Source organism: Cellulosilyticum ruminicola JCM 14822 (genome assembly GCF_001311925.1).
GTDB lineage: Bacteria > Bacillota > Clostridia > Lachnospirales > Cellulosilyticaceae > Cellulosilyticum > Cellulosilyticum ruminicola.
Window position 1 is genome coordinate 55,929 of the sequence record NZ_BBCG01000001.1, and the last position, 24,480, is coordinate 80,408.

Annotated in this window: 25 protein-coding genes and 2 pseudogenes; 21 read left to right on the forward strand and 6 right to left on the reverse strand. The window is 32.2% G+C overall.

Features of this window, described 5'->3' with window-relative positions; genetic code table 11:
• Positions 1–130: 130 nt before the first annotated feature.
• On the reverse strand, positions 131–520 hold the full coding sequence (locus JCM14822_RS18880; protein WP_083461181.1) for a transposase: 390 nt from the start codon (positions 518–520) through the stop codon (positions 131–133).
• A 459-nt stretch (positions 521–979) separates the two neighbouring features.
• Between JCM14822_RS18880 and JCM14822_RS00255 the strand changes: the two genes are divergently transcribed.
• The 7 genes from JCM14822_RS00255 (at position 980) to purB (ending at position 9,546) form a co-directional block, all read left to right on the forward strand.
• Complete coding sequence (locus JCM14822_RS00255) at positions 980–1,654, forward strand: YesL family protein (RefSeq protein ID WP_054738584.1); 675 nt, start codon at positions 980–982, stop codon at positions 1,652–1,654.
• Positions 1,655–1,812: 158 nt separating this feature from the next.
• Positions 1,813–2,175 carry a YHS domain-containing protein gene (locus tag JCM14822_RS00260; RefSeq protein WP_054738586.1) on the forward strand — a complete coding sequence of 121 codons (363 nt, stop codon included), beginning with the start codon at positions 1,813–1,815 and terminating at the stop codon, positions 2,173–2,175.
• A gap of 107 nt (positions 2,176–2,282) precedes the next feature.
• Positions 2,283–3,512 carry a competence/damage-inducible protein A gene (locus JCM14822_RS00265; RefSeq protein WP_054738588.1) on the forward strand — a complete coding sequence of 410 codons (1,230 nt, stop codon included), beginning with the start codon at positions 2,283–2,285 and terminating at the stop codon, positions 3,510–3,512.
• Between the two features lie 140 nt (positions 3,513–3,652).
• A complete protein-coding gene (gene recA, locus JCM14822_RS00270; RefSeq protein ID WP_054738591.1) occupies positions 3,653–4,720 on the forward strand; it encodes a recombinase RecA in 1,068 nt (355 codons plus the stop codon).
• Positions 4,721–4,889: 169 nt separating this feature from the next.
• Entirely contained in the window at positions 4,890–6,431 is a 1,542-nt protein-coding gene (gene rny / locus JCM14822_RS00275) for a ribonuclease Y (protein ID WP_054738592.1), read from the forward strand.
• Between the two features lie 520 nt (positions 6,432–6,951).
• A complete protein-coding gene (locus JCM14822_RS21365) occupies positions 6,952–7,554 on the forward strand; it encodes a transposase (protein WP_242861351.1) in 603 nt (200 codons plus the stop codon).
• 561 nt (positions 7,555–8,115) lie between these two features.
• The gene (gene purB / locus JCM14822_RS00285) at positions 8,116–9,546 is read left to right on the forward strand and encodes an adenylosuccinate lyase (protein ID WP_054738594.1); all 1,431 of its coding nucleotides are present in this window, start codon (positions 8,116–8,118) and stop codon (positions 9,544–9,546) included.
• A gap of 148 nt (positions 9,547–9,694) precedes the next feature.
• Here purB and JCM14822_RS21370 read toward each other — a convergent pair.
• The 4 genes and pseudogenes from JCM14822_RS21370 to JCM14822_RS00300 all read right to left on the reverse strand — a co-directional run.
• Positions 9,695–9,790 (reverse strand): annotated as a pseudogene (locus JCM14822_RS21370) (IS3 family transposase); the annotation flags it as partial.
• Positions 9,791–9,817: 27 nt separating this feature from the next.
• Complete coding sequence (locus JCM14822_RS21375) at positions 9,818–9,991, reverse strand: hypothetical protein (protein ID WP_242861353.1); 174 nt, start codon at positions 9,989–9,991, stop codon at positions 9,818–9,820.
• A 496-nt stretch (positions 9,992–10,487) separates the two neighbouring features.
• Positions 10,488–11,450, reverse strand: coding sequence for an SPFH domain-containing protein (locus JCM14822_RS00295; protein WP_054738597.1), 963 nt, complete (start codon positions 11,448–11,450; stop codon positions 10,488–10,490).
• 12 nt (positions 11,451–11,462) lie between these two features.
• Positions 11,463–11,801 (reverse strand): NfeD family protein, encoded by a 339-nt coding sequence (locus JCM14822_RS00300; RefSeq protein ID WP_054738598.1) that lies wholly within the window; start codon positions 11,799–11,801, stop codon positions 11,463–11,465.
• A gap of 515 nt (positions 11,802–12,316) precedes the next feature.
• Between JCM14822_RS00300 and JCM14822_RS21380 the strand changes: the two genes are divergently transcribed.
• The 3 genes from JCM14822_RS21380 (at position 12,317) to JCM14822_RS00310 (ending at position 14,400) form a co-directional block, all read left to right on the forward strand.
• Positions 12,317–13,237, forward strand: coding sequence for a hypothetical protein (locus tag JCM14822_RS21380; protein ID WP_242861354.1), 921 nt, complete (start codon positions 12,317–12,319; stop codon positions 13,235–13,237).
• Between the two features lie 636 nt (positions 13,238–13,873).
• Complete coding sequence (locus JCM14822_RS19840; RefSeq protein ID WP_157047562.1) at positions 13,874–14,041, forward strand: hypothetical protein; 168 nt, start codon at positions 13,874–13,876, stop codon at positions 14,039–14,041.
• Between the two features lie 59 nt (positions 14,042–14,100).
• Positions 14,101–14,400, forward strand: coding sequence for a hypothetical protein (locus JCM14822_RS00310; protein ID WP_054738600.1), 300 nt, complete (start codon positions 14,101–14,103; stop codon positions 14,398–14,400).
• A 684-nt stretch (positions 14,401–15,084) separates the two neighbouring features.
• Here JCM14822_RS00310 and JCM14822_RS21385 read toward each other — a convergent pair.
• On the reverse strand, positions 15,085–15,429 hold the full coding sequence (locus JCM14822_RS21385) for a hypothetical protein (RefSeq protein ID WP_242861355.1): 345 nt from the start codon (positions 15,427–15,429) through the stop codon (positions 15,085–15,087).
• 659 nt (positions 15,430–16,088) lie between these two features.
• Here JCM14822_RS21385 and JCM14822_RS00320 point away from each other — a divergent pair.
• The 11 genes and pseudogenes from JCM14822_RS00320 (at position 16,089) to JCM14822_RS00365 (ending at position 24,472) form a co-directional block, all read left to right on the forward strand.
• Complete coding sequence (locus tag JCM14822_RS00320; RefSeq protein WP_083461185.1) at positions 16,089–16,343, forward strand: flagellar basal body rod protein FlgB; 255 nt, start codon at positions 16,089–16,091, stop codon at positions 16,341–16,343.
• Positions 16,325–16,459, forward strand: a complete 135-nt coding sequence (locus JCM14822_RS22345; RefSeq protein WP_278287146.1) for a hypothetical protein — start codon at positions 16,325–16,327, stop codon at positions 16,457–16,459. The genes JCM14822_RS00320 and JCM14822_RS22345 overlap by 19 nt, the downstream gene beginning before the upstream one ends.
• 15 nt (positions 16,460–16,474) lie before the next feature.
• On the forward strand, positions 16,475–16,915 hold the full coding sequence (flgC, locus tag JCM14822_RS00325) for a flagellar basal body rod protein FlgC (protein ID WP_054738604.1): 441 nt from the start codon (positions 16,475–16,477) through the stop codon (positions 16,913–16,915).
• 17 nt (positions 16,916–16,932) lie between these two features.
• Positions 16,933–17,241, forward strand: coding sequence for a flagellar hook-basal body complex protein FliE (locus JCM14822_RS00330; protein WP_054738606.1), 309 nt, complete (start codon positions 16,933–16,935; stop codon positions 17,239–17,241).
• A 31-nt stretch (positions 17,242–17,272) separates the two neighbouring features.
• Positions 17,273–18,871, forward strand: a complete 1,599-nt coding sequence (locus tag JCM14822_RS00335) for a flagellar M-ring protein FliF C-terminal domain-containing protein (RefSeq protein WP_054738608.1) — start codon at positions 17,273–17,275, stop codon at positions 18,869–18,871.
• A gap of 4 nt (positions 18,872–18,875) precedes the next feature.
• Positions 18,876–19,883, forward strand: coding sequence for a flagellar motor switch protein FliG (gene fliG, locus JCM14822_RS00340; protein WP_278287147.1), 1,008 nt, complete (start codon positions 18,876–18,878; stop codon positions 19,881–19,883).
• Positions 19,876–20,700, forward strand: coding sequence for a FliH/SctL family protein (locus tag JCM14822_RS00345; RefSeq protein WP_054738610.1), 825 nt, complete (start codon positions 19,876–19,878; stop codon positions 20,698–20,700). The genes fliG and JCM14822_RS00345 overlap by 8 nt, the downstream gene beginning before the upstream one ends.
• An 8-nt stretch (positions 20,701–20,708) precedes the next feature.
• Positions 20,709–22,009, forward strand: a pseudogene (gene fliI / locus JCM14822_RS24325) (flagellar protein export ATPase FliI).
• Between the two features lie 9 nt (positions 22,010–22,018).
• Positions 22,019–22,465, forward strand: coding sequence for a flagellar export protein FliJ (fliJ, locus tag JCM14822_RS00355; RefSeq protein WP_054738612.1), 447 nt, complete (start codon positions 22,019–22,021; stop codon positions 22,463–22,465).
• A gap of 5 nt (positions 22,466–22,470) precedes the next feature.
• Positions 22,471–23,190 (forward strand): MotE family protein, encoded by a 720-nt coding sequence (locus tag JCM14822_RS00360; RefSeq protein ID WP_054738614.1) that lies wholly within the window; start codon positions 22,471–22,473, stop codon positions 23,188–23,190.
• Positions 23,191–23,200: 10 nt separating this feature from the next.
• The gene (locus tag JCM14822_RS00365) at positions 23,201–24,472 is read left to right on the forward strand and encodes a flagellar hook-length control protein FliK (protein ID WP_054738616.1); all 1,272 of its coding nucleotides are present in this window, start codon (positions 23,201–23,203) and stop codon (positions 24,470–24,472) included.
• Positions 24,473–24,480: the final 8 nt, after the last annotated feature.

Sequence of the window (24,480 nt, forward strand, 5' to 3'; positions counted from 1 at the left end):
AAGAATGAAATATATTATTAGTGTACATTTATGATCTTTATAAAAGATATTTTTGTTTGAGTTGCTTTACCATTCCTATAACGTTAAGAACTTCATTCAATATATCTTTGATTATAGCTTCATTAGTAAACTAAGTGTCCATTAATATGTATTGAGCAGAAATACCTTGTGTTACTGCATTTTGAATCAGTTTAATAGCTATATCTGGTTTCTTTAAAATAGTTTCTTTTCGCCTTTTATAACCAGTTGTTTTTTTATCAATAGTAGTTGAAACTTTTATTAAGCAGTTAGACTCTGTGCTTAATGATAACATGGTAAAATCAACAGGTAAAAAGCTATATCCATCGGACCAACCTAGCGTAAGCATAGTAAAGCCTTTTTGATATCTGTAGAATACATGGTCATATACTTTAGCCAAAAGCTCAACAGATTTACTGCGATTACGTGTCACAATAGAATCATCAAGTATAAAGACGTTAACTTTATTAAATGCGGTGAGTTTTTTTAAGTAAGCTACTATTTTAGCAACAAGTAGTAGTAAAAAACGCGCTAGTTAAATGTATTATTGCTCAAGAAACGATAGTAAATACCAGTACTTTTGGTAATACCAGCTTGATGAAGAAGCTTAGCAATTTGTAACGATTTAAAAGGTTGAAAAAATTTGTCTAGACTCTTTTCAGATGCGATTTTGGTATATATACACCTTTTTTGTTTGGAATGTTTTGTGGTAATTGCATTTTATCAAACCAAAGGTGTATTTTTATCTATAGATCTAAATTTTTTCACTTAAGCCAAAATATATCGTAAAAAAACATAATTTTACTGATGGGAAAGTTGAGTTATATTTATAAATATTTATAAAAGAAACACATATAGTTTGTAATATAGAATAATAAAGTATTTTATAGTATAATAAGTATAAATAAACTTTGCAGGTAAAGTATTAATTTGACAGGAAATGAAATTGAGGAGGCAAAAAATGGGTAGTTTATTTAATCTAGATGCACCTATTTGGGTATGGATGAGTGAAGTGGCAGATATCATTATCCTTACATTTTTATGGTGGGTATTTTGTATCCCGGTTATAACAGCAGGTGCATCAACAACAGCATTTTATTATGTAATGGGGAAAAAGGTTCGAAAAGAAAATACATATGTTTTAAAAGATTTTATTAAAAGTTTTAAGCAAAACTTTAAACAATCACTTCTTATTACTGTAGTAATGTTAGTAGCATGCATTAGCGCAAGTTTATATGCATTTATGACAATAGAAGGACTTTTATTAAAAGCAACAAGTTTAAAATGGATTATTCCTGTGACAATTATTTTTGTATTTGAACTTGTTAATATCTTTTCCTATTTATGGGCCTTATTATCACGATTTGAAATGAAAACAAGAGTACTTGTTAAAACCGCTCTTGTTCTTACACACAAACATTTATTAACAACACTTGCAAATACTTTTGTATTTGTAATTACAGGTTATTTAATCTTTAGGTTACCATTTTTAATTGTATTCGCGCCAGGTATTATTATGACTTTAAGTTCATTCTTAATGCAAAATCTATTTACACACTATATTACAGCGGATGCAGAAAGAGAAGCGGTAGCAAAGGCAGAAGTTATTGAGGAAGAAGTACATATAGAAGGATAGAATCAATGAAGAGGCAATTTTGCCTCTTCATTTTTGTTTATTAAAAGGGCATATCTTAAAAAAATAGAGGTATACTTATAAAATAAGTGCATTTATTTAAAAAACATTCATATAGATACGATATAATGTAGAAAGCATAAATGAATGAGGTGAAAATAATGATCTTAGAAATTATTATGGATATCCTATTAATCATAGGGGCAATTAGCTTCTTTAATTTACTTGTAGCACTATTTAAAGTAAGAAGAATAATGAAGATGCAAAAAGATAATCCCAATATCCAAGGCATTAGTATTGTGAATGGTGAAGTGAAAATTATTGAAAAAGGCCAAATGCCAGATGAAATGGTAAAAGAAAAATCTCCAGCAGAAGAAATTGTTATAGATCCAGTTTGTCATAAAGAGATTAAAAAAGGAGACGCATACCGCGTATTTAAAGATGGAAAAGAATATTTCTTCTGCTCTTGGGATTGTCGTGAAGCATTTTTAAAAGCAGATCATATTCAGATAGAAGAAAAATAATCAAAGTGTTACAAAACTAGTAATCAAAGTTTTGTAACACTTTTTTTAAAAGTTTAATTATAAACTGTGATATAATAAAATTTATATTACAAAGAGAGGTGTATGAAATGAAAGCAGAAATTATTGCAGTAGGAAATGAAGTTGTAATGGGAAATACAATCAACACGAATGCAGGATATATTGCAAAACAGTTGCAAACAATGGGTATTATGCCTAAATATCATACAGCTATATGTGATGAACCAGAAGCGATTAAATCAGCAATGGACATTGCTTTAAAACGTGCAGAAGTGGTTATATTAACAGGGGGGCTTGGGCCTACTAAAGATGATTTAACAAAGGAAGTTATATGTGAGCATTTAAATAAGCCATTAGAAATGAACCAAGAAGCCCAAGAAGCCCTTGAAGCTTATTTTAAAAGTATTAATCGTATCATGAGTGAAAATAATAAAAAACAAGCATTATTTCCTAAAGATGCTTATATATTAACAAATAATCATGGGACAGCACCAGGTTGCATTTTAGAATATAATGGAACACCAGTTGTATTACTTCCTGGTCCACCAAAAGAAATGCAGCCTATGTTTAATGATTTTGTGATACCATATTTTAAAAAACTCATGACAATTTATTATGAAACAATTGATGTGAAGTTGTTCGGTATAGGGGAGAGTATTATGGCAGAGCGAATATCAGACTTGTTAGGTGAGTTTGAATGGGGAACAGTAGCACCTTATATTAGTGGTTATGAAGTCATTGTACGTATTATAGCAAAAGGATTTACAAAGACCGAAGCTAAGCAAAGAGCACAGGCACATAAAAATAAGGTTGAAACACGTTTAAGAGAATATGTTATCGGTTATAATGAAGATAAACTGGAAGAACAAGTCCTAGAATGCTTAAAGAAACATGACTATACCGTATCAACAGTAGAATCATGTACAGGAGGTCTCTTAGCTGGAAGATTAGTAAATTGCAGTGGTATTTCAGCTTATTTCGAACAAGGTATGGTGACTTATAGTAATGAGGCAAAAACCAAGTTAGTCGGTGTTAAAGCAGAAACACTAGCAAGTGTAGGAGCAGTGAGTCCAGAGACAGCTAAGGAAATGGCAGAAGGGGTCAAACGTGTTACAGGTGCAGATATAGGTTTATCTACAACAGGGGTAGCAGGCCCTACAGGAGGAAGCAAAGAGAAACCAGTAGGCCTTGTATATATTGGTTTAGCATTACCAGATCAAACATATGTTCATGAGTTACGTTTAAAAGGCACAAGAACACAAGTAAGAGAAAAAACGGTAAAAACAGTATTATATGAACTCTATAAACTTTTAAAATAAATCACTTGCTATTAAGTGTAAAGTTATGTATAATGTTTTTAGAACAAATGTTCGATTTGACAAAACGAGTATTAATCATCTATAAGATTTAATTTAAAAGATAATCGAGTATAAATGTACGATGAAGGAGAGATAAACAAATGAACGAAGAATCAAAAAAGGCATTAGATGCAGCCATTTCACAGATACAAAAACAATTTGGTAAAGGGTCTATTATGAAGCTTGGGGAAGCTACAGATACTAATGTACAAACATTTCCTACAGGTTCATTAAGTTTAGATATCGCCCTTGGAGTAGGTGGACTTCCAAAAGGTAGGGTTGTAGAAATCTATGGACCAGAATCTTCAGGTAAAACAACAGTTACACTTCACATGATAGCAGAAGTTCAAAAACAAGGTGGTATTGCAGCGTTTATCGATGCAGAACATGCGCTTGATCCAGCTTACGCTAAAAAATTAGGTGTTAATATTGATGAGCTTTATATATCACAACCAGACAATGGAGAACAAGCATTAGAAATTGCAGAAATAATGGCGCGTTCAGGTACGATTGATTTAATCATTGTTGACTCTGTAGCAGCGCTTGTACCACGTGCAGAAATTGAAGGAGATATGGGAGATTCTCATATGGGTCTTCAAGCAAGACTGATGTCACAAGCTCTTAGAAAGTTAACAGGTGTTATTAATAAATCTAAATGTACAATCGTATTTATCAATCAACTTCGTGAAAAAGTTGGAATTATGTTCGGAAGTAATGAAACAACAACAGGTGGACGTGCTCTTAAATTCTATGCATCAGTTCGTATGGATGTACGTAAAATTGAAACACTTAAACAAAGTAATGAATTTATCGGAAGTCGTACACGTGTAAAAGTCGTTAAAAATAAAGTAGCACCACCATTCCAACAAGCTGAATTTGACATCATGTATGGTGAAGGTATTTCTAAAGAAGGAGATGTTCTTGACCTTGCATCAAATATCGATATCGTTAATAAGAGTGGTGCATGGTACTCATATGGGGATATTCGTTTAGGACAAGGGCGTGAAAACGCTAAGATTTATATCAAAGAGCATCCAGAATTATTAATGGAAATCGAAAATAAAGTACGTGAACACTATGGTGTAACAGCACTTAGTGAAGAAGGTCATTTTGATTTAGATGAAGAAGAATATAAAGACTTTGATGATGAAACAAGCATTGAAGAATAAGGATAAAAGATAGGGAATTCCCTATCTTTTATTTTATGTAAAAAAATTCTAAAAAAGTAAGTTGATATTATAAGGGATATATGGCACAATGCTTGACAGCATTTTTAAAAAGTTATACAATTATGTTGTAATTTGCACACTGATAATTAATGGGAGGTGGTAAAAATCGATGCAGATCTTAATTGATATTATAATTTTAATTTTAGCAGTAATAATAGCCTTTTCAGGTGGCATTTTTTATAGAAAACGTATAGCGGAGGCACAAATTGGTAGTGCAGAAGAAAGGTCACGTAAAATTATTGAGGACGCTATAAAAAATGGGGAAACAAAAAAGAGAGAGATGCTTTTAGAAGCAAAAGAAGAAGAAATTCGTGTTAAAAGTGAACTGGATCAAGAAGTTAAAGAACGAAGAAGCGAACTTCAGCTATCTGAAAGAAGACTTTTACACAAAGAAGAGACATTAGATAAGAAAGCAACTGCTTTAGAACAAAAAGAAGAGCAGATGCAACGTAAACTTGATAAAATTGATAAGACTAAAGATGAGATTGAATTACTTGAACAAAAGCAAGTTGAAGAGTTAGAAAGAATATCAGAGCTTACTTTAGCTGAAGCTAAACAATATTTGTTCCAAAAAGTTGAAGAAGAAGTTAAACATGATTCAGCCATTTTACTTAAAGAAGTTGAAGCAAAGACAAAATTAGAAGCTGATAAAAAGGCAAGAGAAATTTTAACAAATGCGATTCAAAAATGTGCTGTAGATCATGTAGTAGATACAACAGTATCGGTCGTACCATTACCTAATGATGAAATGAAAGGGCGAATTATTGGTCGTGAAGGTCGTAATATTCGTACTTTGGAAACACTTACAGGTATTGATCTTATTATTGATGATACACCAGAGGCAGTTATTTTATCTGGGTTTGATCCAATTCGTAGAGAAATTGCACGTGTAGCACTCGAAAAACTTATTGTAGATGGTCGTATTCATCCAGCTCGTATTGAAGAGATGGTTGAAAAAGCTAAGAAAGAAGTTGAAGTTCTCATTCGAGAAGAAGGGGAGTCAGCAACATTTGAAACTGGGGTACATGGACTTCATCCAGAACTTATTCGTTTATTAGGTAAAATGAGATTTAGAACAAGCTATGGTCAAAATGTTTTGAGACATTCAATCGAAGTTTCTAATTTAGCTGGTCTTATTGCTGGAGAATTAGGGTTAGATGTACGTCTTGCAAAACGTGCAGGTTTATTACATGATATTGGTAAGTCTGTAGACTATGAAGTAGAAGGTTCTCATGTAAGTATCGGTGTAAACTTATGCCGTAAATATGGTGAAAACCCTATTATTATTAATGCAGTGGAGGCGCATCATGGCGATGTGGATCCTGAAACTGCTATTGCAGTTATCGTACAAGCTGCAGATACTATTTCAGCAGCTAGACCAGGTGCACGTCGTGAAACATTAGAAACTTATATTAAACGTTTACAAAAACTTGAAGAGATTGCTACATCATTTAAAGGTGTAGATAAATCATATGCAATTCAAGCTGGACGTGAAGTGAGAATTATGGTTGTTCCAGAGGAAATTGATGACAATGGTTTATTACTTCTTGCAAGAGATGTAACGAAACAAATTGAAAATGAAATGGAATATCCAGGTCAAATTAAAGTAAGTATTATTAGAGAAACAAGAGCAACAGAATATGCTAAATAATAAAAGGTGCTACACTTAGTAGCCAATGTCATTAAGTTAAGATGACAAAAAAGATTTCTATACTAATCAAATGGTATAGGGATTTTTTTGAAAAAAATATTGACAAGTCTAAAAAATGTGTGGCCGCTCTCACTACTGACTGAATATAAAGGTAGTGAGAGCGGCCCTTGTAATTAAAGGAAACTTAGTTACAAGGAGGATACATATGAAACCAAACCAAATTAAAAAGCTTTTATTAAATAAAATTCAAAAGATAAGTAATAATCCGCATGATTATTGTATTAATCCAAATTGTGATTTTTACGCACAAGAAAATTGTCTATGAATAAGGTTTTACCTAGAATCATTGGGAATGGGAAGTGGAAGTCTTACAAATGAATTATTAGATTTATTTGGTGCATCTGTAGATACGCCAACTTCTTCTGCGTTTGTTTAGCAGAGAAAAAAGATAAAGCCTGAAGCGTTTAAGAACATATTTGATGGCTTTTTAAGCAAACTTACGGCTAACTTTAATGAAGATATGCCTATACTTGCTGTTGATGGGTCTGATGTATATCTTCCAATTAATCCTGATGATCTAAATTCATTTCATTCTGGAAAAGATGAAAGAAAACCATATAATCTTCTGCATATAAATGCATTGTATAATATAAATTATTCTATTTATCATGATGTAATAATACAAAAGTCTAAAGAAAAAAATGAACATAATGCTTTACAAGAAATGGTCGATCTATCAGCAATTCCTAAAGCTCTCGTTATTGCTGATAGATGTTATGAATCTTTCAACAGTATGGCTCATATTCAAGAGAAAGGATGGTTCTTTCTTATTCGAGTTAACGATGGGATTAATGGTATAAAAAATGGACTAGATCTACCCAAAATAGACTGTTTTGATATGGATATTTCATTAAAACTTACAAGAAAGAAAACAAATGAAGTCAAAGAACTTTTCAAAGACAAAAACCATTATCGAAGTATTTCTTCAACTCAACTGTTTGATTATTTACTACTTAAAAACAAGAAATCTGAACCTGCTAAATTCTATGAATTACGTTTTCTTTCATTCAAAGAAGGTGATGTGCATCCAACAGGAAATCTATGCACATATGATAATGTATAATTTTTCGGAAATGATCACCTCGCATGTAGTCATTGAAAAAAACAGAGAAAACATACATATAAAGCTAATTTCTCAGTTGCAGTACATATGTGTAGGTTATTCTATCATGGAAAAGCAACACCACCTGATTTAGAAGCTATAATTGCAAAAATCTTCCTATAAGGCCTGATAGGCATAGGAAACGACACCTAACTATTAAGATTTTTCATAGCTTCCTTTATAGGGTAGGATAAATTTTTATAATTGAATAGAAATTTTGAGACAGATGCAAATCTGTCTATTTGTAGTGCCTAAAAATAGAAAAAGAAGTTGAAGAAATGAATCTTCAACTTCTTTTTCTAAAGAGTGCGTTTCTAACATAATGTTAACTTAATGACAGTGCACTTAGTAGCACCTTTTATTATTTGTATGAATAGTAAAGATTAGTGGTTTTGTTTTAGAAATGCTCAAATTTCGAACAAATTATGTTGAGAATATGGAAATGTTCGAAAATGCGTTGTCAGAAAAGGCTTTTTTTTGTATAATATAATCATCATTAAAATAAGTGAAAGGAAATGAAACATGAGAAACGCTTATAAAAGCCCATTACAAGGGAGATATGCAAGTAAAGAAATGCTTTATTTATTTTCAGAGGAAAAGAAATTTAGAACATGGAGAAAGTTATGGGTTACTTTAGCTGAAACAGAAATGGAATTAGGCTTAAATATTACACCAAAGCAAGTTGAAGAACTTAAAAAATATAGTGAAGATATTAACTATGAAGTAGCTGAAGCTTGGGAAAATAAAGTAAGACATGATGTTATGGCACATGTACATGCTTATGGGGAACAAGCAACTACAGCTATGCCTATTATTCATTTAGGTGCAACAAGTTGCTATGTAGGCGATAATACAGACCTTATCATTATGTATGAAGGATTAGAGCTTATTCGTAAAAAACTTATTAATGTAATTGATCGATTAGCTAAGTTTGCTGATGAATATAAAGAATTACCTACTTTAGGTTTTACACATCTTCAACCAGCACAACTTACAACTGTAGGGAAACGTGCAACATTATGGCTTCAGGATTTATGGCTTGATTTAATGGAAGTAGATAAGATGTTAGAGAACAAACGATTAAGAGGTGCCAAGGGAACAACGGGTACACAAGCTACATTTTTAACACTATTTGAAGGAGATTACGAAAAAGTCAAGAAATTAGATCAAACAATTGCTAAGAAATTAGGTTATGATGAAGTATATCCTGTGACAGGGCAAACTTATACAAGAAAATTTGATTCATTGGCACTTAATGTATTAAGTTCTATTGCACAATCAGCTTATAAATTTAGTAATGATATTCGTATTTTACAACACTTAAAAGAAATTGAAGAGCCATTCGAAAAGAATCAAATCGGATCTTCAGCAATGGCTTATAAACGTAATCCAATGCGTTCTGAACGTATTTCTTCACTTGCACGTTACGTAATTTGTGATACACTTAATCCAGCTATTACAGCATCTACACAATGGTTTGAAAGAACATTAGATGATAGTGCGAATAAACGTATTGCTATTTCAGAAGCATTTTTAGCTGTAGATGCTATCTTAGAAATTTACTTAAACGTTGTATCTGGGCTTGTAGTTTATCCAAAAGTTATTCGTAAACATATTATGGCTGAACTTCCTTTTATGGCAACAGAAGTTATTTTAATGGAAGGTGTAAAACGTGGAGGAGACCGTCAAGAATTACATGAACGTGTACGTGTCCTTTCTATGGAAGCTGGCGCACAAGTTAAAGAACATGGTAAATCAAATGACCTTATTGAACGTATCTTAGAAGATGAGGCATTTAAAATGACAGAAGAAGAACTTCATAATATTTTAAAACCAGAAAACTTTATTGGTTGTGCACCAATGCAAGTTACAGATTTCTTAAATGAAGTGATTAATCCTATATTAGAAGTAAATAAAGAGTTATTAGGATTAGATGGTAACGTAAGAGTATAATTTAAAAATAGAATGAAAAAAGAGGGCATTTTTAAACTGGACCCTTTGCTAAGGACACAATAAAAAAGAGATTAAGCAACATTTAAAAGATGGCTTCTATATTGTTTAGGAGTCATCTTTTTGTAATCCCCATTGGCATCTATGATTTTTATAGTATATAGTATTCTATATATTCATCAACTACAGTAATGATTTCTCTTAAAGTGTTACATGCATTAAAATCTATCTCATTTTTCATGTGTCCAAGGAAAGATTCTTGAGGTGCATTATCCTAATAATTACTAAGTCTTGACATTGATTGACCTAGATTATTTTCCTTTAATAACTTTTGAAGCTTTGGACTTGTATAATGAACGCCTTGAGCCGAATGAATAAATGCATCCTTATGCAGTTCATCTTTATGAGCTTTAATAAGCTCCTCTATAGTTATTGTTGCAAATATCAAGTGTAATATGCCTAGAAACATAATGGACAAGAATATCATTACTGCTTCTATCTTTTATGCATGATAAATAAGCCATCTGGTTATTACCATATGGCAGATATGTAATATCAGCTAATAATACTTTCACAGGTATACCTTGCTTAAAATTTCTATTAAGTAAGTTTGGGACTACTCTATGTTCTTTAGTTGCACTAGTCATTTTTATATAAGGATTTGCTTTATGGATAGGGTACACGGTGTTATATTTTCTCATGATTCTTTGAATCTTTTTTCTAATATATCTAATGTTAAAGACCTTCTCTAGGGTCATTTTTTAATATTTTTATATCTTCTTCTGAAAAAATAATTTTACTCATAATCTAGTATTTCCTTCAAGTCATTTATAAGTATATACAAAAAAAGTACCTATAGGCTAGGCGCATTTTTTCTATGTGTCTAATCTATAGGTACCAGTTTAGAATGATTAACTCTTTTTTATTGATATTAAAAGAATATATTATTTGACGGCTGGTTTAGTATTTTTAGAAGCTCCGTCAGAAGACATAACTTCTTTAATGCCTTTAAATGTACCTAAGAAGTTGATTGCATCTGAAGGAAGAACAAGTTTACTAGAATCACCTTCAGCGATTTTTTCAAGTGCTTCCATAGAACGAATAGCAAGAACATTATCATCTACACCAGATTCTTTAATCGCTGCAAATACTGCGCGAAGCCCATCTGCTTTAGCTTGTTGAAGTTTTAAGATAGCGGCAGCTTCACCTTCAGCTTTTAAGATTTCAGCTTGTTTTTGACCTTCAGCGCTACGGATCATAGCTTCTTTTTTAGCTTCAGCTTGTAAGATGGTAGACTGCTTTTCACCTTCTGCCATAAGGATAGCAGATTTCTTTTGACCTTCAGCTGTAAGAACTGATTCACGTCTTTGACGTTCAGCACGCATTTGTTTTTCCATGGCTTCTTGAATATCTTTGGGTGGAAGGATGTTTTTAAGTTCTACACGGTTAACTTTGATACCCCATTTATCAGTAGCTTCGTCTAAGATGATGCGAAGTTTAGAGTTGATAATATCACGAGATGTAAGTGTTTCATCTAAATCCAATTCACCAATAATATTACGAAGTGTTGTGGCAGTAAGATTTTCAATGGCGCTAATAGGATTAGCAATTTCGAAAGTATAGTATACAGGGTCTGTGATTTTGTAATAAACAACGGTATCTATTTGCATTGTGACATTATCTTTTGTAATAACAGGTTGAGGTGGGAAGTCAATAACAACTTCACGTAAATCAACTCTTCTGTAGATGGTTTCTACAAAAGGAATAATAAAGTTTACACCCGTCTCAGCGCGACGACTAAATTTACCAAGGCGCATAACAATACCAACTGTAGATTGTTTGATGATGCGTATTGAACTAAAAGTTATAATGAAAACTAAAATTAAAATGAATAGTAATGCATACATATGAATGCCCCCTTAATTTTGGATAGAAGATACGATTAAACGTACTCCATTGATTTTTTTAATTTCAACCAAAGAGCCTTTTTCAATTACTTCATCATGTAAAGATGTAGCTGTCCAGACTTCACCGTCTAATTTTACAAGTCCTGGTTCAAGACTGTTTTTGCCAATTGCTTCAATAACAATTCCCTTTTTACCAATGAGTCCATCAATGTTCGTTGCAATAGTTGATTGCTGTGAAAGTTTTTTTGTAATACGTTTTGTTAAGGTGATAAGTAGTATGAGAGAAACAATTAAAAATATAACTGTTTGAATAATAAGATTACTTGTAAAAAAAGAAGTAATCAGAGCCACTAAGCTACCAATGGCAAACCATATAATGAAAAAACCATTGTAAAGTATTTCGGCAACACAAAAAATAATAGTAGCGATTAGTCAAATATACCACATAAAATATTCCTCCTTTTTAATAAAATATTCTCTCGGAATTTATAAGCCAATAAAATCAAGGCTTTTAGATTCCTTTTTTATTAAAATCCCCCACTTTTTTTACCAATAAACACTTGACATTAACCTCAAAAAATGCGGCGCTACGCGCCCTTGTCGATAAGCATATTTTGGTTCTGGCCACGCCGGTGATGTTTATTGATTGGAGGCGATTTTTTGTTACCTATTATTTTAGGCGGGCATTCCGCCTATCAAAACTTTGTTCTTGAAAATCTCCGTAAATACTATCCTAATCCTAATTCTATTCCTTGTTCTACTTGGAGATTATTGATCGTTTTTGGAACCTTGATCTTTCTTTTGCTGATGATTTTTTGAAAAATAAATAATCTAAATTCGGTCCTAAACCACGTATTCCTTCTTGCATGCAACGCTCTTATCTTTTATCCATTGCTTTTAAGGTTACTTCAATAACTGTTTGGGCTGCTCAGCTTAAGATCAATCCTTTATATGCCATTTTAAGTGGTTTCCAAGTCGGTGATACTCCTGGTGTCGGTACCTTTTATGACTTTTTTAAACGTTTATGGGATTTAGATGATAATAATCTTTCTCCTCATATTCATCCTATTAAGTTGAAAGTTAAGAAGCCTAAAACTAAAGGGTCTAAAGCTGACTCTGTTGAAAAAGTAACTGTGGCCGAACTACTCTCAATACTTGAAAATACTACATTTCACATTGAAGGTCAGCCCTACGGTTCACTTTTTCAGTTATACAAAAATGAATTTCTTAATCTTTCTGTTTCTAAAGGGCTTATTAATAAAACTTCTCTTGCCTTAGCTGGTGATGGTACACCTGTAGTCACTTCTCACAGAGAATGTAAGCATCGTGTTTGTGATTGTAAATCTAAAGGTGTTTCTGATTGCATTTGTGATAGATATTTTTCTCAACCAGACTGTGATATAGGATGGGATTCTTCACGTGATTACTTTTATCATGGCTATGATCTATATATGCTCGTTGCTTCTGACTCTGAAAGTAATCTACCCGTATTCCCTCTACTTTCAAGTACATCTACACATGATTTACATGGCTTTTTACAAACTTTTTTTAGAATGAAGGACTTTCTTTCCGACTACAAAGCATCTAAACTTCTTCTTGATTCTGCTCATGATGCCATGCCTTATTATGAATACTGCAAGCGTGAAAATATAACCCCTTTTATTGATCTAAAGGGAAAAGGTGGCGTCAAACACGCTTATAAAAATGACTTTATCATTGATAAGGATGGTGTTCCTCTGTGCAAAGAAGGCCTTCGTATGCACTATGATGGCTCTGAGCCATCATAGTATCGTATTAAATATAGATGCCCGCTTGCTAGCAGAAAATATGGTTGCTATTGTGAGCATCCTTGCTCTGATTCAAAATATGGAAGGACGGTTCATTTAGCTATGAAAGATAACCCAAGATTATTTAACATACCACCTCAAGATAGTGACGATTGGAAAAAGGAATATAATGCAAGAACTTCTGCAGAACGCTCTAATAAACGTGAGAAATGGGACTATAAATTAGAAGACGGCAAACACCGATCATCTAAGATGTGGTACTGTTGCCTATATCATATCCTCATGCTTCAGCATTTGGAGGCTTGGGATTTGCTATATGAATCTCCACTGAGAAAGTTGATTCAACACACGGCATAATCTTAAAACTATTATACTATTTTTTTGACATAGCGACAGTTATGTCTATTTCTTATGCTCATTTTTCTGTTCTTTGATTGTATTTACTTTTCAATGTTCAGTGTAAACAAACTGTTGGCATGATCACTCAAAATTCCGAGAGATCATATAATAAATATTATTTGTTATTGAAAATTAAGTTAATTATATCATAATTTTGATAAAAATTAAAGTTCATAATTAAGCATAAAAAAGGAAAGAAAAGCATAGGGTATAGAAGGATAAAAAGGAGGAAGCCTTATGAAGAATAAATGGATGAATTACATAGTGGTAATAATAGCTATTCTAGCAGGGGTTGTATATTGCATATATTTACAAAATTATAATATGGATTTTTTTAAAAGTATTTATAAGCATATGTTAAGTATATATCAACAAAAATTAGTGGGGAAATTATTTTTGAACTAATTTTTGAGTATGTTAAGAAAATGTGTATAGTCTTTGTTATGGCTAGTTTTGGAAGTTTAATGCCATTAGGAGTTATTGTGATTGCTATTATTGTATTTAGTTATAGCTTTTCGATTAGTTGTTTTGTTGTATTATATGGTATAAAAGGAGTTTTAGCAGCATTTCTATTGTATGGTATTCAAAGTATGATTGTTATTGTATGGAGTTTTTATATATTAAGCTATGGAAAACGAGTAGAGAATATGGAACGAAGTAAGATTTATATGGTTGGAATAGATATTTTGGGATTAGGAATAGTGGTAGGCTTGGATTTGGTTGGTATATTGAATTTTCATACAATAGGACAGTTACTTATTTAGCAATTAGCCCCCAAAAACAAGCGTTTTTGAAGTTGTAATACAATTACATTTATTTACATATTCTAGTACTTTCAATATTTTACCAATAAATATATATATTTAAAAATGAATTAGAAGTTAAGATACCTTTTTTTTAAAGTATCTTAGCAATTTATTGAAGTTATATCCTCCAATTTTGAAGTCAAACACTATTTTTGCGTTTCTTCATCTACTTCAAAAAAACTATATGACAGCTTCTCTTGGGTTGGTGATTTTCCTACTAATTGACTTATGGTACTTTACTGAGGGCATCTAGTACATCTTCACAAAATCTAATATCAGAATAGGTGTTAGGTTTAAGATCATAATGTGTAATAACACCACTATTGTCATTAAAACTTTCTACTAGATTTGCAACATATCCTACATTTCCACTATATTTCTCTCTATAGGTTGCATCTGAATCACTTGGATTTTGAAGTATTTCAGAATGAAGGCTCTTCCCATCCTTTGGAACAGTTTTACCTTCTTCATTTACTTCTACTTGTTCTTCTAGGAGACGCTTTAATAGTTCAAATGCTCTACATTCTAGAATCTGAGTATCATATTTTGAACATACTTCCTTTTAAAAGGATTGAATGTCCTAATAGCCATTCTAACTTAGTTGTAGCATCTTTATCACGTGTTCTGTGGATTGTTTCGTTTTTATGTCCTTTCTTCTAAATAGCACTTTAGATCTTCTGGCATAAGCTTTGAATCAATCTTATTGAGTGCTTTTATGAGCTTTAGATTAACAGTATAGACTAATTCAATACGAGACAGTTTATTACAGGATGAACTTATCATCATAGAATCCATACGAAGCATTTTGCCATCAAGTTTCATCTCTGTTTCAATAAGCGCAGCAAGAACTTCTATTTCTTCTTTTATCAAGTCTCTACTTATTTTCTTTTCATACTCCAAGACTCTTGTTCTAAAGTTATAAAGAGTATTGATGGATACAGGCTGTTTCTCATAACTTGTTGTGCTTAAAGCGAACTGAAATCTCATATCGAAATTTAAAGCGCCAATAAGGTTTTCGTCTGATAAACTAAAGTTCTATTTAAGAATAAGAAGACCTACTAATACATTAACAGGAGAATTTGGTCTAAAAACTTCATCACTATAGAGCATTTCAAAACGTTCTTCATTAATGTTAGAAAAAATATATTTATTAAAAGGAGTAGCCCAACTCTTCTTAAGATTTTTACGAAGATATTTAGGTAGATTAATTGTTGGATCCTTAAGATTAAGTTATTGGACTGTATTTTTACGAAACATAAAATTATCCCCTTTATTTTTTGCTTAATTATATCATAATAATGTAAAGTAGTTTTAAAAACTAGCTTTTTTGTGGGCTAATCATTTAGCTATATCATTTAATTGATGTAGCTATTTTTTTGTTACGAATATGTGTTTTTTTGTAAAACTTTGTTGTATAAAGTGTGAAAAAGGATATCATAATTAAGAATATAAATGTTTTTGTAGTTAAAAAGTGGGAAATAACTAAATATTGAAAAAACTTATTGAAATGTAGTAGTTGTTTACTTGTTTGTTAATATTTATTGCTTTATGAAAAAGAAGAATATATAATTAAAATTATAGTAATAGAGAAAAATTTTAAATAACACAAAATGTTAAGATAAAACATTGAAAAAGAGGGGGAGCACATGGACTTATTTGCTAATATAGATTTGCTAAATAGAGCGTTAGATGCAGCACTTGTTAAAAAAAATGTAATTAGTGAGAACATTAGTAATGTAGATACACCAAACTATAAAAGGAAAAATGTGAGTTTTGAAACTATTTTGCAGAAAGAAATAAAGAATAAGAAAAGTATATTAAATGTAGATTTTAATAATATTCAGCCGAAGTTTATGTTGATGAAGCTTCATCTCGTTACAGGATGGATAATAATAATGTAGACATTGATGTAGAAATGGCAGAAGAAGCTAAAGTATATGCCAGATACAATGCACTTATTACAAGAGTTAATGCGCAGCTTAATCGTTTTACGACTGTGCTACAAAATATAAAATAATAAGGGGGAAGTCGAATGGGATTTTTTGGTTCAATGGACACAGCTACGACAGGGTTGACAGCTCAGCGACTTAGATTAGATGTAATTTCACAAAATATTGCAAACGCTAATACAACAAGGACAGCTGAAGGTGGCCCTTATAAACGTAAAAGTGTTATTTTTGAGCAAATTGATAATACAGAAGGTAGCTTCGCCAATATACTTCAAAAAAAGATTCAATCCGGCAATAATGGTGTAAGAGTGTCACGTATTGTTGAAGATCAAAGTGAAGGGGCAATGACATATGATCCGACGCATCCAGATGCAAATGAACAAGGATATGTTGAATATCCCAATGTAAATGTAGTTGATGAAATGGTAAATATGATTTCTGCAAGTAGATCATATGAAGCTAATGTAACTTCTTTTAATACAATGAAAGCAATGTTTAATAAAGCATTAGAAATTGGTAAATAAGTGGTAGGAGGAAGAAAATGATATCGCAGATACAAACGCTAAATGGCTTAGTAAATGCATCTGATGTGAATAAACGAAATGTAAATATTACAGGTGATGCAAGTTTTACTAATAGCCTACAAGTTGCTAAAGATTTAATAAATGCGAATCTAAAGGCAGAACAAGAAACAGATAAGTTAACAATAGATTTTTTGACAGGGGCTAATGACAACATACATAGTTTACTTATTTCACAATCTAAAGCAAGCATTTTATTACAATATACAATGCAAGTTAGAAATGGTGTATTAGACGCATATAAAGAAATTATGCAACTCTCAGTTTAATACCTGCTTTTAAAAGGAAGAGGTGAATATATTGCAAGAAACGGTAAGACAAATATCAAATCAGGTAACTGAGAAATGGAATGGTTTGAGTAAAAAACATAAGATAGAAATAGGTATAGCAGTAGGACTTTTGATGATTATCATTGTAGTAGCTGCCTATTTAACAAGACCACAAATGCGTGTACTTTATAATGATAAGATGGATACAAAGTTTGTGGCACAAACAACTCAAGTTTTAAGTGAAAATAATATTACATACAAAGTCATTAATGATGGTACAAACATTGAAGTGAATGAAGATCAATATAATGCGGCAGTATTAGCTTTATCATTAAATGGTGTAACGGATACAGATTATTCGTTTGCTGATATGATTAATACAACGATGTCGACTACAGAAAATGAATGGAATGAACGTGTAAAACATCTTACAAAAGAGGATTTACAAGCAACTTTAAAACAAATTAAAGGTGTAAAAGATGCAACAGTACAACTTAATATTCCAGAAGAGAAGAATTCATTTATTCAGTCTAAGCAAGAAAGTTCAGCAAGTATATTCTTAACACTTAGTGAACCACTTTCAAGTAAACAGGCTGAAGGCATTGCCAGTTTTATGGCTTATGCAGTGAAAAATTTAGATAAGAAAAATGTTATTATTTTAGATTCAACTGGTAATACCATCTATCAAGGTGGTGAAGAAGCAAGTTTAGCTTTAAGCCAACAACAAGAAGTTAAAAAAGCTGCAGAAGCTGTTGTAAAAGAAAAAGTAACAGATTTATTAGGTGATATTTATAATGATGTACGTATAAGTCCTAACCTTGTATTAAACTTTGATCATTATGTAGAAAATAACAAAGAATACACAGCACAAGGTGATGATGGACAACGCGGTGTAATTACTCAAGAAAATACAATGAGTAGTTCTTCAAATTCAACAGATGAAAGTGGCGGAGAACCTGGTACTGCTACAAATGGTGGGGATGTAACAAATTATGTACAAGATGATAATTCAGGAACAAGCTCAAGCAAAGATAATCAAAAAGAGATTACATATGCACCAAATGTAAAAGAAACACAATATCAAAAAAATATGGGGGATATTGATTTAGAAAAGTCTTCTATTGCGGTTAATGTTATTCGTAACAAGATTTATCGTGAAGAAGAAATTACACCCACTTTAGTTGGTACAACATGGGCAGAATTTAAAGCTCAAAATGGTAATCAACAAGCCTTTACTATAGAACAAGGAGTTGTAGATGCTATTAAAGCAGCAACAGGTATTCAAACAGTAAGTGTAAATGGATATGAAATTCCTAAATTCATTGATCAAGAGGCATATGCAATTAGTATTAAAGATTACTTAATGTACATTGTACTTGCATTAATCTTTATAGTTGGTGCGTTAGCAATTGTTATGAGATTTAGAAAACATGATAATGAAGTGGAAGTAGAACCAGAATTAGAAGTAGAAGAAATGCTTAAGACAGCAAAAGAAGAAGTGGAACTTGAAGAGATTGAACTCAAGGAAACACTTGAAACAAAACGACAAATTGATAAGTTTGTAGATGAAAAACCAGAGGCAGTTGCTAACTTATTACGTAACTGGATTACTGAAGAAGATTGGGAGTGATCGTTTGACTAAGGATGAATATACAAGTAAACAAAAGGCAGCTATGCTCCTTATAGCTTTAGGTCCTGAGAAATCATCTAAGGTATTTAAACATTTAAAAGAGGAAGAAATTGAGCAGCTTACATTAGAAATTGCCAATATTAAAGCGGTATCTCCTAGAGTAAAAGAGGAGGTACTGCAAGAATTCTATGAAATGTGTCTGGCACAAGATTATATCGCAGAAGGTGGTATTGGTTATGCAAGACAACTTCTAGAACAAGCATTAGGGTCAGATAAAGCAGTTGAAGTGATTAATAAATTAACTGTATCGCTCCAAGTAAGACCATTCGAATTTGCAAGAAAAACAGATGCATCTCAACTTGTAAATTTTATACAAAACGAGCATCCACAAACAATTGCACTTATCCTATCTTACTTAAAGCCAGCACAGGCGGCACTTATTATTCGTTCACTGCCAGCAGAAATGCAATCTGATACAGCACGAAGAATTGCACTTATGGATCGTGCGTCACCAGATGTTATTAATCAAATTGAACGTGAGTTTGAAAAACGACTTTCAACACTTGTTTCTGAGGATTACACAACAATTGGTGGTATTGATTCAATTGTAGAAATCATCAACCAAGTAGACCGTACAACCGAGAAGAATATTATGGAAAACTTAGAAATCGAAGATCCGGAACTTGCAGAAGTTATCAGAAAACGTATGTTCGTATTCGAAGATATTACTATGCTTGATCCAAAATCTATCCAGCGTGTTCTTCGTGAAGTTGATAATCATCAACTCGCAGTTGCTCTTAAAGGTGCAGGTGAATCTGTTAAATCTGTTATCATGGAAAACGTTTCAAAACGTCTTGCTGCTATGATTGAAGAAGATCTCGAATATATGGGACCAAAACGTGTTAAAGAGATTGAGGAAGCACAACAACAAATTGTTAACATTATCCGTAAATTAGAGGATGCAGGTGAAATCATTACATCACGTGGAGCAGGAGATGAGGTAATTGTCTAGTATTATAAAAGGTGAACGCATAAGAAACCAAAGTATTATCAATTTATCAGAAAGATTCAAAGCTATTCATATTGAATATGAAAAAGCCGAAATAGAAGATGAAGCTTTTGAAAGAATAAATCATACAACTATAGGAGTTGCACAAAATGAAGTATTAGCTACTATAGTTGATAATACGGAAACTGTAGCTACCCATTTACTACAGCAGAATGTACCAGATGAAATAATCGAAGAAGCACAGCAAATGGCAGCACAAATTCTTGCAGATGCTAAGCAACGTGCAGAAGAAATTTTGTCAGAGGCTCTTGCAAAAGCTCAAGGAATTAAAGAAGACACAAGAGCAAAACAAACACAGTTACTTTATGAGACACAAGAAAAAATGCAGTCAATGCTAGAAGAAGCACATCAAGAAGCTAAAATAATAAAGAGACAGGCACATGAAGAAAAAGAAGAGCTCATAAGAAGTTCAGAAAAAGAATTAACAGAAGTACTTCAAAAACTTCTGGGACATATTGTAAGTGAAGAGTTATTTGACAATACCGACTGGCTTGCATGTTTAGTACATAAAATGTTACAAGAATGTCCTACAAAGGAAGAGATTATAGTATGTGTATCACCAGAAACTTATGAGAAGTTAAGTGAGGAAGTAAAAACAAATATTATAGCCTCAGGCGACAAGATTAAATTAGAAGTAAAAAATAACGTAAGTAATACAGCCTGTATAGTAGAAACAAAACAAGGTAACATTGTTTATGATGTTATGAAAGGCCTGGAACGTGTGATTTCACAAATTAAAATTTTAGACAAGTTGTCATAGGAGAGCATATGGTCGATTTAGGGAAATACATCAATATTACAAACAATCAGTTATGGACATATACAGGTGAAGTTACAAAAGTTGTAGGTATGGGGATTGAATCTTGTGGGCCGATGGCCAATATTGGGGATATTTGTTATATTACAACACGTAAAGGTGATAGGTCAATCAAAGCAGAAGTAATTGGTTTTAGAGACCAAAATCTATTACTTATGCCATTAGGGCAATTAAAAGGTATAGGGCCTGGATGTAAGGTAACAGCTTATGGTGATAAACTTAATGTTAGTGTAAGTGAGAATCTTTTAGGGAAGGTTGTAGATTGGCAAGCTAAGCCTATTGATGGGACTGAAATATACTGTGCTGATACAGTATCTATTGATAATGAAGCACCTAATCCATTAACAAGGCAAAGAATTCATGAACCTATTTCACTGGGCATACGTGCTATAGATGGCATGCTTACTGTAGGAAAAGGTCAAAGATTGGTATTTTTGCAGGTAGTGGTGTTGGGAAAAGTACATTAATGGGTATGATTGCTAGAAATGCTTTATCAGATATTAATATCATTGCTCTAATTGGTGAACGTGGGAGAGAGGTTCGAGAGTTTATTGAAAAAGACTTAAAAGAAGAAGGTCTTAAACGTTCTATAGTTGTTGTTGCAACATCAGATCAACCTGCACTTATGCGTTTGAAAGCTGCAATGACGGCTACAGCATTAGCTGAATATTTTAGAGATCAAGGTAAAAATGTACTTTTAATGATGGACTCATTGACCAGGTTTTCAATGGCACAACGTGAAATTGGTCTTGCCGTAGGTGAACCACCAGTTTCAAGAGGTTATACACCTTCAGTATTTGCAGCATTACCTAAACTTTTAGAAAGGGCAGGTAACTCGGACAAAGGAAGTATTACAGGAATGTATACAGTTTTAGTAGATGGGGATGACTTTAATGAACCAATTACTGATACTGCAAGGGGTATTTTAGATGGACATATTGTTTTATCTAGAAAGCTTGCTAATAAAGGCCATTATCCTGCTATTGATGTACTTGCAAGTATATCTAGGGTTATGAGTGATATTGTAACAGATGAGCATAAAGCATTTGCAAGAGAAATTAAGAAACAGATGGCTGTTTACAAAGAATCAGAAGACCTTATTAATGTAGGAGCGTATAATCGAGGAAGTAGTCAAGAAATTGATGAAGCTATCGATAAGATTGGACCAATTAATCACTTTTTACAACAACTAACATATGAAAAAGTAGATTTTGCAACGACTTATGCAATAATGTCACAAATAACAAAGTAAGGTGAGTAAATGTTTAAATTTGAATTACAACCAGTCTTAGCTCTCAAGGAAAAACTTGAAGATCATAAAAAAAGAGAATTAGGTGTAGCCAATACACGTAAGGTAAAGCTTGAGAGCGAGAAAAATACGCTAATGGGACTACATGATGATGCTTATAATGAGATATGTAGGCAATATCAAGAAGGAATGAATGTAAATCAGTTAAAGCAATTTAATTATTATACAGCGCATCTTAATAAACAAATTGAAAAAAAAGAGCTTGAAATTGTTAAAGCAACAAAAGAAGTAAATCAAAAAAGAAATGAACTTCTTGAAGCAGTCAAACAAAGAAAAATTTTAGAAAATCTAAAAGAAATTAAGTTTGAGCAATTTAAAGGTGAAGAAATAAGAGCAGAAAATCAAATTGTAGATGAAATTATAAGCTACAAATATGGCGCTGTGAAAAGGAGTGAATAACAAGTATGGCAAAGATGGTAGAGAAAGCTGAAGACATAAAAAATAAAACTCCTTCCACTAAAGCAGTAAAACCTAAAAAGAAAAAAGTTTTTTTAATTATTTTAGTACTACTTCTTTTAATCGGGGTTGTCGGTTTTATCTTTCGTAAGCCATTAGGTAAGCTACTAAAAGATGTTCCTGTGGTAGGTAGTTTCATACCAGTAGAAGAAGAAAGTAAGCTTTCTTATAATGAATTACAAAGCAAACTTGCAACTACAGAATTAGAAACAACTACTTTAAAAGGAAAAGTGGAAAATTATGAAGCTGAAATTAAGGCATTAGAAGAAAAAATAGAAACACTCAAACAGTATGAAACAAGTTATAGTAATTTCTTGGCACAAAAAGAAGCTTGGGACGAAAGTGTAGCAGGTACTAATAAAGAATTGTTCATTCAGCAGTTTGAACAAATGTACCCAGAAACAGCAGAAAAGATTTATAGTCAATTTAAAAATAAGAGTATAATGTCGAAAGAACAAAAGGCATATGCAAATACAATTGGCCAAATGGATGCACAACAAGCTGCGAGGGCATTAGAAATTTTATTAGGCACAGATCCGGAAATTATCCAAATGATTTTTGAGAATATGGGGCAAGAGCAAAAAGCAGCAATTATGGATAATATGAGTTCTGAGAAAGCTGCACAAGCAATAAAGCTTATATCACCAGATATGACAGAGAGTGAGTAGGAGGTGTCAAATGGGTAGTGTGAATTTTGGAAATTTATTAGTTAATATGCAAACAGGTTCTGTTAATAATGGTGAGACAGGAACAAATAATACAAGACCAAAAACAAATAGCCATGATGAATTTCATAAAACATTAAGCAAAACTCAAAAAAGGGGAACTGGTGTTGATAAAAAATTGACAACAGGTGTAGATAGGGCTGTTGTCAAAAAATCTGGAAAAGCAGGTGATACTAACCTAGAAAAAGTAGAAGAAATGGAAGAAGTTACAGAAAAAGTAATGGAAGCTGTTTTAAGTACATTAAGTCAACAGCTTAATGTGCCAGTAGAAGATATCACAAGTAAGTTAGGAGAACTGGGGCTTACACCAATAGCTCTTTTAACTGAAGATGGTTTTTCACAGTTTATAACAGATTATTATGGTGACAACACATTAGATCTTTTAACAGAGAATGCTGATATGAAAGATATTAGCAAATTATTTACTAAGCTTGAAGAAGTAAGTAAACAAATTGTAGGAGATGAGTTACATAAGGTTATAGAACAAACTATTGGTCAAGGTCAAGATAACATACAAAAATTACAAACAATAGTTACTGAAGAAATTGGTGATGGTTTAGGTCAAGATATGGCTGAAATTTTAAACGGTATTTGGAAGCCAACAGAAGAAGTAATTACTCTAGAAAGTGATACAGAACCAGTAGTAAGTAGTGATTACATGGCTGTAACACATGATATAGAAACACTTAAAGATTTAGGATTAACTGTGCCAGTACATGCATTTGGAACCACTATGAATGTAAAAAATGATGTGGCAGCAGTAAATACCTCAATCACTGATGATGTATATGTGAAACCACAGCTTAATTTGACTTCTCAAATTGTAGATCATATAGAGGTTACAAAGCTTGAGCAAATGCAAGAAATAAAAATGCAATTATCACCTAGAGAATTAGGACAACTTACAATTAAAATGCTTGAAAAGAATGGAATGTTAGTTGCGGAGATTCAAGTAGAAAGTGAAAAAACAAAAGAAAGTATTCTTAATGAAATTAATTCACTTAAAGAGAGTTTAACTTATCAAGGCCTTGAAGTTGCCAATGTACAAGTAGATGTAAGACAAAATGATCAAACAAAACAAATGTATCAACAACGCCAAAAGAGTTCAAAACGTATTCAAGAAATTATTTCAAAACATCTACAAGAATTTGAAGATGAAGAAGTTCAAGCAAATACAGCAGAGAGATTAGATGTTGGTGAAAATGAAATAGACTATATGATTTAAGGAGGGTG

Excerpts from the sequence above, each read along its gene's own strand:
- rny (WP_054738592.1), top strand. The coding sequence starts at position 4,890 with ATGCAGATCTTAATTGATATTATAATTTTAATTTTAGCAGTAATAATA.
- JCM14822_RS21380 (WP_242861354.1), top strand. The coding sequence starts at position 12,317 with ATGCAACGCTCTTATCTTTTATCCATTGCTTTTAAGGTTACTTCAATA.
- JCM14822_RS21365 (WP_242861351.1), top strand. The coding sequence starts at position 6,952 with ATGCCTATACTTGCTGTTGATGGGTCTGATGTATATCTTCCAATTAAT.
- JCM14822_RS19840 (WP_157047562.1), top strand. The coding sequence starts at position 13,874 with ATGAAGAATAAATGGATGAATTACATAGTGGTAATAATAGCTATTCTA.
- JCM14822_RS00295 (WP_054738597.1), bottom strand. The coding sequence starts at position 11,450 with ATGTATGCATTACTATTCATTTTAATTTTAGTTTTCATTATAACTTTT.
- fliJ (WP_054738612.1), top strand. The coding sequence starts at position 22,019 with ATGTTTAAATTTGAATTACAACCAGTCTTAGCTCTCAAGGAAAAACTT.
- JCM14822_RS21385 (WP_242861355.1), bottom strand. The coding sequence starts at position 15,429 with ATGAGATTTCAGTTCGCTTTAAGCACAACAAGTTATGAGAAACAGCCT.
- purB (WP_054738594.1), top strand. The coding sequence starts at position 8,116 with ATGAGAAACGCTTATAAAAGCCCATTACAAGGGAGATATGCAAGTAAA.
- JCM14822_RS00255 (WP_054738584.1), top strand. The coding sequence starts at position 980 with ATGGGTAGTTTATTTAATCTAGATGCACCTATTTGGGTATGGATGAGT.
- JCM14822_RS00265 (WP_054738588.1), top strand. The coding sequence starts at position 2,283 with ATGAAAGCAGAAATTATTGCAGTAGGAAATGAAGTTGTAATGGGAAAT.
- recA (WP_054738591.1), top strand. The coding sequence starts at position 3,653 with ATGAACGAAGAATCAAAAAAGGCATTAGATGCAGCCATTTCACAGATA.
- JCM14822_RS00365 (WP_054738616.1), top strand. The coding sequence starts at position 23,201 with ATGGGTAGTGTGAATTTTGGAAATTTATTAGTTAATATGCAAACAGGT.
- JCM14822_RS22345 (WP_278287146.1), top strand. The coding sequence starts at position 16,325 with ATGGATAATAATAATGTAGACATTGATGTAGAAATGGCAGAAGAAGCT.
- JCM14822_RS00310 (WP_054738600.1), top strand. The coding sequence starts at position 14,101 with ATGCCATTAGGAGTTATTGTGATTGCTATTATTGTATTTAGTTATAGC.
- JCM14822_RS00360 (WP_054738614.1), top strand. The coding sequence starts at position 22,471 with ATGGCAAAGATGGTAGAGAAAGCTGAAGACATAAAAAATAAAACTCCT.
- JCM14822_RS00330 (WP_054738606.1), top strand. The coding sequence starts at position 16,933 with ATGATATCGCAGATACAAACGCTAAATGGCTTAGTAAATGCATCTGAT.
- JCM14822_RS00260 (WP_054738586.1), top strand. The coding sequence starts at position 1,813 with ATGATCTTAGAAATTATTATGGATATCCTATTAATCATAGGGGCAATT.
- JCM14822_RS00320 (WP_083461185.1), top strand. The coding sequence starts at position 16,089 with ATGGACTTATTTGCTAATATAGATTTGCTAAATAGAGCGTTAGATGCA.
- flgC (WP_054738604.1), top strand. The coding sequence starts at position 16,475 with ATGGGATTTTTTGGTTCAATGGACACAGCTACGACAGGGTTGACAGCT.